The sequence below is a fragment of the Candidatus Krumholzibacteriota bacterium genome, assembly GCA_016931295.1.
Taxonomy (GTDB): Bacteria; Krumholzibacteriota; Krumholzibacteriia; order Krumholzibacteriales; family Krumholzibacteriaceae; genus JAFGEZ01.
In genome coordinates this window covers 139298-154175 of sequence record JAFGEZ010000001.1, presented here as the reverse complement: position 1 = coordinate 154175, position 14878 = coordinate 139298, and the positions used below count along the sequence as shown (strand labels likewise).

Sequence of the window (14878 nt, the reverse complement as noted above, 5' to 3'; positions counted from 1 at the left end):
GATGTCCGCAAGATGCCGCCCCCGCCGCCCGAGGTGAATCCCCTTGACTTGCCGGGGCCGGGCATGGCACGAGTCGTACCGGAATCCACGCGGGAGAAACGACCATGACACGACGATGCCCCTTCTCCGCGGCGGCAGCGACTCCCGCCGCGGTCTTCGTCCGCCTCGCGGCCGTGGCTTCGCTCGCCGCCGCGACGCTCCTCCTCGCGGACGCCGCGCCCGCCGCGCCGTCCGGGAGCCGCTACGCAGCGCTCCTCGCCGACCCGATGGTCACCCGGAAGCTCGCCGCCGCCGCCCTCCTCGAGGAGACGCGCTCGCTGAACGAGGGCCTCGTCGAGACCCTCGCCGGCGATCCCGACCCGCTCGTCCGCGTCCGCTGCGCGGAGGCGCTCGGCAGGATCGGTACGGCGGAGACCGTTCCCTGGCTCGTCAGTCTCGCCGACGACGAGGACGATCGCGTCGTCCTCGCCGCGGCCTTCGGCCTCGGCCTGACCGGCGGGGAGGCGGCCGTCGAGCCGCTGGGCGCGCTCCTCGCCGCCGGCCCGCCCGCGGTCAAGCAGGCCGCCGTGCGGGCCCTCGGCCGCTGCGGCGATCGTGCGGCCGTCCCGCTCCTCGTACCGCGCCTCACCGACTTCCACGGCTCGCTCCGCGCCGAGGCGGCGACGGCGCTCGCCTTGATCGGCGACTCGACCGCGGCCGGCGATATCGTGAAGACCCTCGACGACCCCTCGCCGGCGGTCGTCGCGGCGGGCCTCTACGCCCTCGGCCGTCTCGGAGCGAAAACCGAGGCGAACCGGATCGCCTCCCTCCTCGACCGCGACGACCTCGCGGTCCGCCGCCGCGCCGCCGAGGCCCTCGGCCGGCTCGAGGCGAAGGAGGCGGCCCCGGCCCTCGCGGCGCTCGCCGGCGGCGATCCCCTCACCGCGGCCGTCGCCGCGACGGCCCTCGGACGGATCGGGGGCAAGGAGGGCTCGCGCGGGCTCGAGCCCTTCCTCGCGGCGCCCGACCCCCTCGTGCGCGCGGCGGCCCTGCGCGCCATCGCCGAAATCGGCCGCGGCGACGCGTACGAGCACGTCCTGCCGCTCCTCTCGGACGCGTCGGAAATGGCGAGGCGCGCGGCGATCGAGGCGGTCGCGGCGACGGGGGGCGCGAAGGCCGCCCCGCGCATCCGCCCCTTCCTCGACGACGACGCCCCCGCCGTCCGGATGACGGCCGCCGCGGCGCTCGGACGCGCCGGCCAGGCTGGCGATCTCCCCCTCCTCGTCGACTCGCTCGCCTCGTGCAACACCCCGCTCGTCCGCGAGGGCGCGGCCACGGGGCTCGGGCGCTGGCCCGACCGCGAGGTGCTCGGCCGGCCCCTCAGGGAGGACACGAGCGCGGTGGACCTGCTCTTCGCGGCGGCGGACGACGACGACTGGGTCGTCGCCTCGACGGCCGTCGAGGCGCTCGGCCGCGTCGCTGGACCAACCGAGATCCCGCGCCTCGTCCGCATCTTCCCGCGGCACAACGACCGCGTCGACGGCGACCGCAAGCTCGCCGTGATCGAGGCCATCCGGACGATCGCCGCCCGCGGCTCGCTCCCCGACAGCATCCGGGCGCGCGGCGCCTCCTTTCTCCGTCTCGCCGCCGTCCACGCCGACCCGCGCGTCGCCGAGGCGGCCTCGAAGGCGGCGCCCCTCTTCGGCGAGCGGATCAGGGCGCGCCCGGCGGGCGTGTGGAAGCGCGGGCGCTCGCCCTGGCGCGAGCCCGCGCTGCCCCTCGGCCCGCGGTGGCTGCGCCTGCGCACCCAGCGGGGCGAGGTCGTGATCGAGCTATTCGGCGACGACGCCCCCGGGTTCGTCCGGAGCATCTGCGCGCTCGCCGCCGCGGGCTTCTACGACGGCCTCACGTTCCACCGCGTCGTGCCGGGATTCGTCGCGCAGGGAGGCTGCCCGCGCGGCGACGGCTGGGGCGACGCGGGCTTCTTTCTCCGCAGCCAGTTCAACGCGCACCCCTACGGGCGGGGCACGGTGGGGATGGCCCACGCCGGCCCCGACACGCCGGGCACGCAGTTCTTCATCACGCACTGGCCCCAGCCGCATCTCGACGGCCGCTACACGGTCGTCGGGCGGGTCGTCCGCGGGATGGAGGTCGTCGACCGGATCAAGGAAGGCGACACGTTCGAGGCGGAGGTGATCGAGGAGCCGCGATGACGCGCGAGACCTTCACCTCGAGATGGTCGCTGCTCCTCGCCGCCCTCGGGATGGCGGTGGGCACCGGCAACATCTGGCGCTTCCCCCGCGTGCTGGCGCAGAACGGCGGCGCCCCCTTCCTCGTGCCGTGGTTCCTCTTCCTCTTCCTCTGGTCGATCCCGCTCCTCATCATCGAGTTCGGCCTCGGCAAGAAGACACGGATGGGCACGATCGGCGCCTTCGGCTCGGTGGACCGGCGGATCACGTGGATGGGCGGCTTCCTCGGCTGCTGCACCCTCGCGATCACCTTCTACTACAGCGTCGTCACCGGCTGGTGCTTCCGCTACGCCCTCGCCTCCCTCGTCGACTGCCTCGCGCCGGGGGGCGGCGCGCCGGGCGGCGGCCTCTGGCGGGCCGAGACGATCGGCTACTGGCTCCGTTTCACCGGGAGCGGGTGGCAGCCGGTCGTCGCCCACGTCGCCGCCGTCACCCTCTGCGCGTGGATCATCCACCGGGGGGTCGTCTCGGGGATCGAGCGGGCCAACCGCATCCTCCTGCCCGCCCTCTTCATCCTCCTCGCCGTCGCCGCCGTCAGGGCCGTCACCCTGCCCGGCGCCGCCGCGGGGCTCGAGTTCCTCTTCCGGCCCCGCTGGGGCGCCCTGCTCGACCACCGGATCTGGCTCGAGGGGATGTCGCAGAGCGCCTGGTCGACGGGGGCCGGCTGGGGGCTGATCCTCACCTACGCCGTCTACCTGCGGCGCGACGAGGACATCGTCGCCAACTCCTTTCTCGCGGGGCTCGGCAACAACTCGGCCTCGCTTCTCGCCGCCATCGCCGTCATCCCCACCGTCTTCGCCGTTCTGCCCGTCCTCCAGGCCGCCGACCCCTCGGCCGCCGCGCGCCCGGCCGCCGAGGTGCTCGCCGACACGGGCCCCCTCTCGACCGGGCTCACGTTCGTCTGGATCCCGCGCCTCTTCGAACACATCGCGGGAGGACGCGTCTTCCTCTTCGTCTTCTTCCTCGCCCTCTCGATCGCGGCGGTCTCCTCCCTGATCGCCATGATCGAGCTCGGCACGAGGATCGTGATGGATTTCGGGCTCACCCGGCGGCGCGGCATCATCATCGTCGGCGCGGCCTGCGCCTTCTTCGGGCTCCCCTCGGCGCTCAGTTCCGGCTTCTTCCAGAACCAGGACTGGGTGTGGAGCATCGGCCTGCTCGTCAACGGCCTCTTCCTCGCCGTCGCCGTCATCCGCTACGGCGCCGAACGGTTCCGGCGGGAACTGGTCGATTGCCCCGACAACGACCTCCGCCTCGGGCGCCTCTTCACCGTGGCGGCCACCGTGCTCGTGCCGCTCGAGTTCGGGGCGATGATCGTCTGGTGGTCGACGCGGGCGATCCTCCACTACGACCCCGAGCGGTGGTGGGACCCCTTCCGCACCTTCAGCCTCGGCACGTGCATCTTCCAGTGGGGACTGCTCGTGGCGATCCTGCTCCTCCTCGACCGGCCAATCCGCCGCCGCCTCTTCGGCGACGCGCCCCGGGGAGGTGACGGAAGATGAGCGGCGCGGGGATCGCCGGCATGATCGTCGTCTGCGCGCTCGTCTGGGGAGGCTTCGCCGCCGCCCTCGTCGCGGTCAGCCGGATCGAGAGGCAAAAACGCCGGAAAGACTGACGCGGCGCGCGCACCGCTCGCCGGGGACAGGGGACGGGGAGACCGACGCGCCACGCCGCGCCGATTCGAGAGCGCCTCACGCCACGGGGGGGATATCCACGCCGAGGATCGAGGAGAGCAGCCGCCGCTGGCAGGCGAAGGCGATCGGCGGCAGGTCGCCGGGAGCGAACCAGCCGATATCGTCGGCGTCGTCCCCCGCAACCGCCTCGCCGCCCGTCACCTCCGCGCCGAAGAGCACGAGGAGCGTGTTGCCCCGGGGATCGTCGTGGCAGGAGACGGCCCCGATCACCGGTCCCAGATCGATCTCGAGCCCGGTCTCCTCGCGCACCTCGCGCACGGCCGTTCCGCGGACGTCCTCCTCGTACTCGATGTAGCCCGAGGGGATCGTCCAGAGCCCGCGGAACGGATCGAACCGGCGGCGGACGAGGAGGACGCGCCCGCCGTCGCGCAGCAGCACGCCGGCGGCGGGGGCGGGGTTGTGGTAGTCGACGAACCCGCAGTCGGGACAGCGCATGCGGATGCGTCCCTCCTCTTCCTCCACGGGTTGGAGCGCGCTGCGGCAGCGCGGGCAGTACTCGAAGGGCTCGGTCACTCCTCGACACCCTCCCACGGCACGTCCACCTGGACGCTGTCGGCGACCGGATCGAAGGTCATCCTGAGGAGGGCGAGCCGCCAGGCGCGGTCGACGACGTCGAACTCCTCGCCGTAGATCCTCGTGAAGACGGCGCCGAACTCCTCGGCCGTATTGATGCCGTCGGCGGCCTTGTAGAGCTCCAAGAACCGGTCCTTGCCGTAGCCGTCGATGAGGTACTTGACGAAGGAGGCCCACGCGGGAACGGTGATCGCGAACTGGGTTTCGACGAACTTCTCGGCCGGGACGATGTTGTGGAGGGCCGGCACCCGCCGGTCGATGATGAAGTTCTTCACGGGGCGGTGCGGGTTCCAGCCGCGCCACTCGCCGCGCATCACGAAGACGAAGCCCTTCGCCAGGCCGGGAGGCGGATACCCGTAGTCGACGAGGAGCATGTGGAACATCTCGTGGTCCTCCACCGGCGCGGCGGTGTTGAGCACCTTCTCCTCCCAATTCCGCCGCGGGCGGTAGCGCGTGGTGCCGAAGTAGTCCATGAACCGCTGCTCGGACGGGTACCAGTAGTACTTGATCTTGCTCTTCACCTCGAGGTTGTACTCGTCCTGGAAGTGATCGACCATGCGGGTCTCCTCGCTGACGGCGTTCCCGGGGAAGGGGTGCCCCTCGAGATGGTAGAAGGTGACGAACCGCGTCTCCTCCGCGACCCATACCAGTTCCTCCTCGAGCCGCATGCTGACGTCGTCGACGTAGAGGTGGCCGGTCATCTGGTTGATGATGCCCACCTCGGCCTCGACCGCGTTCTTGGGAACCGAGATCTTCCGCTCCTGGCGGCGCCACCCGGAGGTGCCGGCGCGGCGCTCGGTCCAGAGATCGGCGTAGTGGCGGTCGCTGACGCGCTCGCCGTCGCGGTCGTAGAACCGGACGTAGATGTTGGCGTTGTCCTCCTGCCCGCGGTTCCGCTTGATCCCCTCGCTGGCGACCTCGGCCGAGACGACGAGCGTATAGCCCGGCCGCACCGGATGGCGCTGCGTGAGGACCATGAATCGGTCCGTGTTGAAGAGCCCGCGGAGGAAGAAGGCCGACTCGCCCGTCTTCACGGGGTCGTTTGTGCGGCCGAAGCGGGTTATCACCTTGCCGTCGCCCGCGAAATGAACGATCTCCCAGCCGCGCGGCACCTGGCCGTCCCACTCCTCGAAGGAGGGGTTCGTCACGAGGTTGACGTTCGTGCGCACGGGCGGCAGGGGCTTCTCATCGATTGCCGCCTTCTCCCCGCCGCCGCAGGCGGCGACGAGGGCGAAAGCCGCGCAGATGGCCGTGGATGCCAGTTTCTTCGTTGTCGATCTCATCGCGTCCTCCTCGCCGGCGCCTCGGCCGGACCGTCGTCTCAGGCTTCCTTCTTCCTGTCCCTGCCGAAGCGTTTCCAGGCGGTGGTCATCTCGTCGAGGCGGGCCTGGACGAGATCGTGCACCGTCCCCTTCTGCCAGCGCCCGTTCTTGAGTCGGCTGCCCGCGCGCACGCCGGTGAGGATCTCGATCCCCTCGTCCACCGAGCGCACCGGCCACACGTGGAAGCGCCCCTTGCGGACCGCGTCGACGACCGCCTCGTCGAGCATCAGGTCGGGGGCGTTCTGCGCGGGGATGACGACGCCCTCGGTGCCGGCGAGCCCGCGCGCGGAGCATGTCTTGAAGAACCCCTCGATCTTCTCGTTCACCCCGCCGATCGGCTGGATCTCCCCCTTCTGGTTGATCGAGCCGGTGACGGCCACATCCTGCCTCACGGGCAGGTCGGCGAGCGCCGAGAGGAGCGCGTAGAGCTCCGTCGAGGATGCGCTGTCCCCGTCGACCCCGCCGTAGGACTGCTCGAAGGCGAGGCTCGCGCTCATCACGAGCGGGTTCTCCGCGCCGTAGACGCCGCGCAGGTAGCCGCCGAGGATCAGGACGCCCTTGTTGTGCGTCGGCCCGCTGAGGTCGGCCTCGCGCTCGATGTTGATGACCCCCGAGTTGCCGAGCCCCACCCGCGCGGTGATGCGCGACGGCTTGCCGAACATGTAGTCGCCGAGATCGTAGACGGAGAGCGCGTTCACCTGCCCCACGACGGCGCCGGCGGTGTCGATCATGATCGTCCCGTCGTCGATCCGCTCCTGGATCTTCTCCTCGTACATGTTCACGCGCGCCTCGCGCCCCTCGATCGCCCGCTGGACGTGCTCGCGCCTGATAGACCGGGCTGCGGCCTCGCGCGCGTGGTAGTCCGCCTCGCGGATGAGGTCGGCGACCTCGCTGAAGCGGGTGGATATCTTGTTCTGCCGGCCGGCGAGCCGCACGCCGTACTCGACGATCGCCGCGACGCCGTCCCGGTCGAAGCAGTGGAGGTTCTCCTTGGTGCAGAGCCGCTTGATGAACCCCGCGTACTGGCGGACGACGCCCGAGCGGTTGTCCACCTCGCGGTCGAAGTCGGCGCGGATCTTGAAGATCTTCCGGAAATCCTCGTCGTAGCCCTGGAGGAGGTAGTAGAGCCGCGCGTCGCCGATGAGGACGATCTTGACCTTGACGCTCATCGGCTGCGGCTTGAGGGCCGAGGTGGAGATGATGCTCCACGTGTCGTAGCTCTGTATGACGGCCTCGGAGCTCTTGAGCGTGCGCTTGAGGATCTGCCACACCCCCGGCTCGATGAACACATCGAGGGCGTTCAGCACGAGGTACCCGCCGTTCGCGCGGTGGAAGGAGCCGGCGCGGATGTTCATGTGGTCGGTGCGCGACCAGCCGTGAGGCGTGAAGTCGCGCTCGATGATCCCGAAGATGTTCTTGAGGTTGGGGAAGTTCTCGATGACGATGGGCGGCGCCCCCGTCTCGGTGTTGTCCACGATGACGTTGACGCGCAGCTCGCGGAAGGGATCCTCCGCCACGCCCTGCTCGGCGAGGGCGGCCTTCTGGCGGGCCTCGTTCTCGTCGTCGTCGGATTTGCGGAAGAGATCGAGCTGCTTCATGATGTGGCGCTCCGCCCCTCCGAGGACGTCTGAGAGGTGCTCGTTGCGGTAGCGCAGGTCGATCTCGCGGATCAGGTCGTGGACGACGGGCTGCACGGTATCGAGATCGAGCTTCTCGAGCTTCTGCCTGAGCGTCTTCTCGAGCTCGCGCAGCGTGGAGTAGACCTCCTGCATCTCCTCGGAGAGGCGCTCTGCGGCCTCCTTGAGCTTCTCGAGCTTCTCCGCGGGCAGCTTCCCCTCCTCGACGAGCTGCGAGACGTGCCCGAAATCCACCGCGTTGCCGTCGACGACCGGAACGAGCTGCGGGCGGATGATCGGCCCCACCTGGAGGCTCACCATGGCGAAGCCCTCCTTGCCGATCTTCGTCTCGAAGGAGGAGACCTTCTTCTTCTGCTTCGCCTGGAAGGCCTCGACGAGCTTCTTGCGCCGGTCCTGGTAGTACTCGGTGCGGAAGACGGCGGGGATCTGCTCCCTGAGCTTCAGCACGAGGTTGTCCATGTCGGCGGCGAGCCGCATCCCGTCCCCCGCGGCGAGCTCGATGATCGCCGGCATGTTGGGGTGGCGGAAGTTGTGCATGTAGCAGATGTCCGGGGGCACCGAGTTCTTGCGCTCGAGGCGCTCGAGGAGGTGCTTGATCGTCGTCGTGCGCCCCGTGCCGACGAGGCCGGTGATGAAGATGTTGTAGCCGCGGTGCTCGAGCTCGAGGCCGAGCTTGATCGACTCGAGCGCCCGGTCCTGCCCGATGATGTCGGTGCAGGGCTCGATATCGTCGGTTGTCTTGAACCTGAAGGCGCTCTTCGGGCAGCGCCATCGCAGCTTCGAGGCGGGCAGCTCCCGGTGTTTCCGCGTGGCTTTCATCGTATCCCTCCGTGGCGCCGCCGCGCGCGGCGGCGAATCCGCGTGCCTTTTCAACCGTTTGATGCGCAAATAGTTCCCGGCGGTCCGGGCGGAATCCATCCTACCGTCTTTGGGGAGGGGGGTCAAGGGGGATGGGACATTCCTGTCAATGCAAAAATACCATTAACTATTGGGGGATCATAATCAAAAGAATCGCCCAAGCAGAAACGGGTGTCAAAAAATTACCATAATTGTACACACAGCAATATTACGAAGGCTCATAATAACGCCAATATGTGACTATATCTTCAGCATATATCCACAGGATTTTGTCGATACCTGCAAAATATATTTCGATTTCTCCATCTAGATTTATCTTTCTTTTAATTTCCATAATCGCACATAAAAAGGAGCAGAGGTATAAGTACTGATCCTATCAGCTTTAAGAGTTCGCCGATTCCAAAAGCCCAAGATCTTTTACCATTCACGATGTCTTGCAGGTGAAACAGATCGCGGAGCTGATTAATATTTTCGGCCGTAGGCTGTGCCGCAACGTTATCGAAAGCAAGGTCGATTTGCTTCACAAGTGATTGCAATTTCGAATGTTTAATCTCCAACAATGTTTTATGAATGTTTATTTGGGGAAGAATGTAGTACAGGAGAATGATTGCACCGAAAATCATGACAATCGCCAGTATATACTCATTGATTTGCAAGCAGAAGAAGTACATGGATATTCCCAATATGTAGACTGACGAAGCTGTTAATGACACTTTCCATATCATGGAGGATGCTAATCGAAGAAAACTTGTTTTACTATCGAATATTGATGCCTTGATATTCACATCTTTCCCAAGTGAGTTAGTTAATCCAGCGATTCCCAGCATTGTCCAAAACATTGAACCGCCAAGAAAGCCTATGACAAAAATATTGAAAGATGAATAGATCTTCACGGTCATAGAATGAAAGACAGAGATATTAACAAATACATGCAAAAAGAAGCATATACTTCCCAAGAAAAGACCAACTAACATATTCTTTCTCGACCAAAATATGTTTTGATACCAATCAGATATCCATTCCTTGGCCCTGTCTTCTTCCTCGTTCAACAAGGTGGAAACGTTGCTAGCGATGTCATCCAGCAGCATTTCAAAGAAAACTACTGAATTTGCAATTGCTGCGATGAGTGCACTTTCGAGAGCCAGCAGGCGAAGCGTATTTGAGTTTTCACCGGAAAAGAAGACGAGAGCCCATCCTATCAGGAATAGGATACCTGCAATGATAATCCACGGCAGAGGAAAAGGTAATCGTATCAGCATTTGAGTCTTTGTTTGCCAAGCATCGTGCGATTCCTTGTATTTTGAATACTCGGTTCTTTTGTTTCCTAACACTGTCTTCTCCTTCTCACCGATTGCATAGTAGCCAGAACTGTGTATTCAGATAAGCAGCCCCCAGGTGCCGGATAAACATACCACAGATCCACTATGAATCAGGTAATTTCTTTCCGATCGTATGAAATATATTTGCAAGCAGTCGTTTACACTATTAGGCTGTAAGAAACTACGGATTAGTTAACTCGTCCACGTGAACGCCTTTGTCATATACCACCTCCAAACCATTTCCAAATCATTCTCGACTGCAATTTCCTGTAGAAATGGTAACGCCGTCTGTGCCATCGTGAATCGTCACCGCACGAAAGGACCACCGATGCCCCCGAAGACGATCCTCTTCCTCTGCACGGGCAACCAGGCGCGGAGCCAGATGGCCGAGGCGACGATGCGGCGGCTCGGCGGGGATCGCTACGAGCCGGTGAGCGCCGGCTCGGCGCCGAAGGACCGGGTCCATCCCCTCGCCGTCGAGGTGATGGCCGAGCGGGGCGTCGACATCTCGGGCGTCGTGCCGAAAAGCGCCGCTTCCTTCCTCGAGACCCCCGTCGACCTCGTCGTCACCCTCTGCGATTCGGCGCGGCAGGCCTGCCCCGTCTTCCCCGGGGCGCCCGAGGGCATCCACTGGGATCTCGAGGACCCCGCCGCGGCCGGAGGCACGCGCGAGGAACGCCTCGCCGCCTTCCGCCTCGCGCGCGACGAGATCGAGCGGCGCATCGAGCGGCTCCTGGCGGAGGATACCGGACACACACACGATCACGGAGGAACAGCATGAACCGAGGACACGCGCGACCGGCCCGCATGACGGCGATCGCCGCACTGTTGCTGCTCGTCGTCTCGGCCGCCGCCGCGAAGGAGCTCGAACGCATCGAGCTGCCGGCCCCCGACATGACGGGCGGACTGCCCCTGATGCAGGCCCTTTCCCTGCGCTCCACCTCCCGTTCGTTCAGCCCGAAAGAGCTTCCGGCGCAGGTCCTCTCCGATCTCCTCTGGGCGGCAACGGGCGTCAACCGGCCCGAATCGGGAAAGCGCACCGCCCCGACGGCCCGCAACTGGCAGGAGATCGACGTCTACGTCGCCATGGCGGACGGGCTGTTTCTCTACGATCACGCGGCGCACGCCCTCCTTCCGGTGCTGGCGAAGGATCTCCGCGCCGCCACGGGCACCCAGGAATTCGTCGGGGGCGCGCCGGTGAACCTCGTCTTCGTGGCCGACTACACGCGGATGGGCAAGATCCCGGAGGAGTACAAGGAGTTCTACTCGGCGACCGACACGGGATTCGTCAGCCAGAACGTCTACCTGTACTGCGCCTCGGCGGGGCTCGCGACCGTCGTCCGGGGGCTGGTCGACCGGGAGGAGTTGGCGAACGCGATGAAGCTCGGCCCCGAGCAGCACGTGATCCTCGCCCAGACGGTCGGGTACCCGGGAGACTGATCGCCCGCCGCGCGGCCGCCGGCATGCCGCCGAACGCCCGCCCCGCCCACGAAATGAGCGGCATCAACCGAAACGCCGATCCGCGGGCCCCGGCGTTGCACGATCCTTGCTAGGTAACCCTCTTGACTCGCCGGGGCCGTTCGCGTATACTCGTTTATCTAGGTCGTTATGATAAAAGTAGATACCTCATCCCGAAAAGGGGCCGCAGTGGATCTCTCGATCGTCATCCCCGCCTTCAACGAGCAGCAGAACATCGCGGCCCTCTACTCCCGGCTCGTCGGCGTCATCGAGAAGACCGGGCGCAGCTACGAGATCATCTACGTGGACGACGGCAGCTCGGACGGCACGATGCGGGAGCTGCAGAAGCTCTACGACGCGGACCCGCACGTGAAGGTCGTCGAGTTCCAGCGCAATTTCGGGAAGTCCTACGCCTATTCCGCCGGATTCGCCCTGGCGACGGGCGACATCGTGATCACGATGGATGCCGATCTCCAGGACGACCCCGAGGAGATCCCGCTCTTTCTCGAGAAGATGGAGGAGGGGTACGATTTCGTCACCGGCTGGAAGCACAGCGGCAAGAGCTCGGGCACGACCTTCGTCCTCTCGGTCATCTTCAACACGATGATCTCCCTCTTCACCCGGCTCAAGATCCACGACCTCAACTGCCCCTTCAAGGCGTTCAGGAACCACGTCGTCAAGAAGCTCAACATCTACGGCGACCTGCACCGCTACATCCCCATCCTGGTCCAGAAGGACGGATTCAGCATGGCGGAGATCAAGGTGTCCAACCAGCCGCGCCTGCACGGGGAGTCGAAGTACACCTTCAAGAAGTACCTCGTCAGCTTCTTCGATTTCATCACGATCTTCTTCATCTCGACCTACTCGGAGCGGCCCCTGCACTTCTTCGGCAGGGTGGGGCTGAGTTCCTTCGTGCTCGGCGTCCTTGTTGACATTTACGCCGTCCTGTGGTGGATTCTACGGAAGGCCAGCATCGACGACAGCCTGCCGACGCTGCTCCTGGGCATTTTGCTCATCCTGATCGGTGTCCAGTTCACGTCGATGGGCCTGCTCGGCGAGATGCAGCTGAGGAACCTGCGGGAGTCGAATCCGGAATCGAAGTACACGATCAAGCGGACGCTGACCCGCGACTGACGGCGGTCGGCGCTCGCCACACGGACCATCGAATCGCCCGACAGCACCCGGAACCAGGAGTCAGCACGTGACCGGCAGAAAAGAAGTCTTTCTCCAGGAGATCCTCGGCCAGGCGCCGCGCATCCTCGGGCAGCAGTGCCGCGTTCCCACCATGCGGCCCTACGGCTGCTTCGACCGGCCGTTCTGGAACTACGGCGACTACGGCACGCCCCGGACGCGCCGGCAGGAAGCGGTGCTCACCCTGGCGCTCCTCTACACCATCCAACACGAGGACAACATCTACTTCGGGAACCGCATGATCCTGGAGTGGATCAGGGCGGGGATCGACTTCTACTCGAGGATCCAGCTGCGGACCGGCGCGTTCAACGAGCTCTACCCCAACGAGTTCAACTACACCTCGACGGCGTTCACGAGCTACGCGGTCAGCGAGTCGCTGATCCTGCTCAAGGACGAGCTTCCCGCGCGGCAGGCGTACATGGACACCCTCCGCAAGGCCGCCGCGTGGCTCAGCAGGAACGGCGAGCCCCTCGTCATCAACCATGACACGGGGGCGGTGATCTTCCTCTACAACATGTACGCGCTGACCGGCGAGGAGAAGTACGCGAAGCTCGCCGAGACCAAGTTCGAGCACATCGCGAAATCGCAGGATCCCGAGGGGTGGTTCAACGAGTACGGCGGGCCGGACATCGGCTATCTCTCGCTGTCGATGGACTACCTGGCGAAGTACTACCGGAAGAGCGGGAACGAGCGGGTCCTGCCCGTTCTCATGCGGGCCGTCGATTTCATATCGCACTTCATCCACCCGAACAACACCTACGGCGGCGAGTACGCGAGCCGGAACACCGAGTACCTCATGCCCGACGCCTTCGAGATACTCGCCCCGCACAGCGAGACGGCCAACGCGATCGCCGAGGTCATCGCCGACGCGATCCGCGGCAGAAGCGCCGTCACGCCCTTCGCGCTCGACGACAAGTTCCTGCTCTACAACGGGTACGACTACCTCCAGGCCTACAACGACAACCGGTTCGAAACGGCCGACACGGGCGTCCTGCCCTGCAACAGGCCGTTCTTCAAATACTTCGAGAACTCCCGGATCGCCGTCAGGAACGACGACCGCATCTACGCGATCGCCAACGGCAACAAGGGGGGCGCCCTCTACGCGTATTTCAAGCGCTCGGGCCGCTCTCTCGACGACTCCGGCGTGCTGGCGCACGCGGGCGACCGCATGCTGACGAGCTGCCTCATGAACAAGACGAACGAGGTCGAGGCGGTCGAGAACGCCATGCGGGTCCGCGGGACGCTTGGCAAGCCGTTCAACAACGAGATGACAGAGCCGAAGTACCTGGCGCTCAGGCTCTTCATGATGACCTTCGGCTATTTCGAGTCGGTGAGCCTCGGGGTGAAGGAGTTCCTCCGGAAGATACTGATCACCCGGTCGAAATCGAGCGCGTCGCGCTTCGAGCGCGAGATCGTCTTCGATGCGGAGACGATGACGATCATCGACAGGGTCGAACGTTTCGGGGGGCTGAAGCGGATCAGGACGGGGCTCCGGCTCGACACGATCTACGGCGAGGTCTGCCGGTTCTTCAAGAACGCCGAGCTGGACGGCCAGCCATACGAGTACGAGGTGCCCGCCGGGGGACGCGCCGGCGGAACGATCGAGATCACGAGGGTGTTCGACGACTCGGGCGGGATGATACGCGACTCGAGCGGCGAGGAAGCGGGACAGTGAACAAGCCCGTACTGAAGTTCCTGCTGAAGCTGGTCATCTCCGCGGCCCTCGTCTATCTCGTGTACACGCGGGTCGACTTCCGCCAGTTCTACGAGTCCCTGCGGCACGCGAAGACCGGCCGGCTCGTCGTCGTCCTCGCGCTCACCCTCCTCTTCCTGCTGCCCAAGATCTACAAGTGGTACTACCTCGTCAGGCAGATCGACGGCAGCGTGACGTTCGGCGACGCCACCCTCTCCTACCTCTCCGGGCTCGTGCTCGGCGTGGTCACGCCCGCCCGGACGGGCGAGATCGCGCGGGTCATGTACCTCGATCTCGACGACCGGATCAAGGCCACGGGGCTGGTCGTGGTGGACCGGCTCTACGACATCTGGGTGGTCCTGCTCTTCTCGATCCTGGGCAGCTTCGTCTTCCTCCACTACACGGTCAGCATCCTGCTCATCGCCGGGGTGATCTGCCTCATCACGATGCTCCTCTTCGCCCGCCGGCTGGCGGGGCTCTTCGCGCGGCTCATCCGATTCCTGCCCTTCAAGAAGAAGCTGGGATCCCTGCTCGACGCATCGACCGCCTGCACGGCGTCGGCGAACGCGGTCGTGCTCGTCTCCACGCTGGCGAGCTACTTCGTGTTCTGCCTGCAGGCCTATTTCTTCATCCTGTGCTTCGAGGAGATCAGCTTCATGAGCGTGCTGAAGGCCTACCCGATGATCGCGTTGATCAACGTGCTCCCGATCACGATCGGCGGCATCGGCCTGCGGGAGAACGCGGCGATACTCATCCTCGGCAGGTTCTCCATCTCGCCGGGCGTGGCGGCGTCGGTGAGCTTCATGCTCTTCTTCATCGATATCGTCATTCCCGGGATCATCGGATTGCTGATCTGGACGTTTTTCAAACGCAAGTCCGCCGGGCGTCCGCACGAGGCGCGCTAG

The 14878-nt window shown here is 65.1% G+C and carries 11 protein-coding genes; 7 read left to right on the top strand and 4 right to left on the bottom strand.

Features of this window, described 5'->3' with window-relative positions; translation table 11 throughout:
• Positions 1-104: 104 nt before the first annotated feature.
• Both JW876_00595 and JW876_00590 read left to right on the top strand, forming a co-directional pair.
• A complete protein-coding gene (locus tag JW876_00595) occupies positions 105-2192 on the top strand; it encodes a HEAT repeat domain-containing protein (GenBank protein ID MBN1884002.1) in 2088 nt (695 codons plus the stop codon).
• Positions 2189-3730, top strand: a complete 1542-nt coding sequence (locus JW876_00590; protein MBN1884001.1) for a sodium-dependent transporter — start codon at positions 2189-2191, stop codon at positions 3728-3730. The genes JW876_00595 and JW876_00590 overlap by 4 nt, the downstream gene beginning before the upstream one ends.
• Positions 3731-3919: 189 nt before the next feature.
• Here the strand turns inward: JW876_00590 and JW876_00585 are convergent, their stop codons facing one another.
• From JW876_00585 to JW876_00570, 4 genes are all read right to left on the bottom strand, one after another.
• A complete protein-coding gene (locus tag JW876_00585; protein ID MBN1884000.1) occupies positions 3920-4435 on the bottom strand; it encodes an NUDIX hydrolase in 516 nt (171 codons plus the stop codon).
• Complete coding sequence (locus tag JW876_00580; GenBank protein MBN1883999.1) at positions 4432-5778, bottom strand: hypothetical protein; 1347 nt, start codon at positions 5776-5778, stop codon at positions 4432-4434. Before JW876_00580 ends, JW876_00585 begins: the two co-directional genes overlap by 4 nt.
• Positions 5779-5816: 38 nt before the next feature.
• On the bottom strand, positions 5817-8273 hold the full coding sequence (locus JW876_00575) for an AAA family ATPase (GenBank protein ID MBN1883998.1): 2457 nt from the start codon (positions 8271-8273) through the stop codon (positions 5817-5819).
• Positions 8274-8635: 362 nt separating this feature from the next.
• On the bottom strand, positions 8636-9643 hold the full coding sequence (locus tag JW876_00570; protein ID MBN1883997.1) for a hypothetical protein: 1008 nt from the start codon (positions 9641-9643) through the stop codon (positions 8636-8638).
• 316 nt (positions 9644-9959) lie between these two features.
• On the opposite strand from JW876_00570, the gene JW876_00565 reads away from it, so the two are divergent.
• From JW876_00565 to JW876_00545, 5 genes are all read left to right on the top strand, one after another.
• Complete coding sequence (locus JW876_00565) at positions 9960-10412, top strand: arsenate reductase ArsC (GenBank protein MBN1883996.1); 453 nt, start codon at positions 9960-9962, stop codon at positions 10410-10412.
• Positions 10413-10438: 26 nt separating this feature from the next.
• A complete protein-coding gene (locus JW876_00560) occupies positions 10439-11071 on the top strand; it encodes a SagB/ThcOx family dehydrogenase (GenBank protein ID MBN1883995.1) in 633 nt (210 codons plus the stop codon).
• Positions 11072-11278: 207 nt separating this feature from the next.
• Positions 11279-12223 (top strand): glycosyltransferase family 2 protein, encoded by a 945-nt coding sequence (locus JW876_00555; GenBank protein ID MBN1883994.1) that lies wholly within the window; start codon positions 11279-11281, stop codon positions 12221-12223.
• A 67-nt stretch (positions 12224-12290) separates the two neighbouring features.
• Entirely contained in the window at positions 12291-13955 is a 1665-nt protein-coding gene (locus JW876_00550) for a hypothetical protein (GenBank protein ID MBN1883993.1), read from the top strand.
• Positions 13952-14878, top strand: a complete 927-nt coding sequence (locus tag JW876_00545; GenBank protein MBN1883992.1) for a flippase-like domain-containing protein — start codon at positions 13952-13954, stop codon at positions 14876-14878. The genes JW876_00550 and JW876_00545 overlap by 4 nt, the downstream gene beginning before the upstream one ends.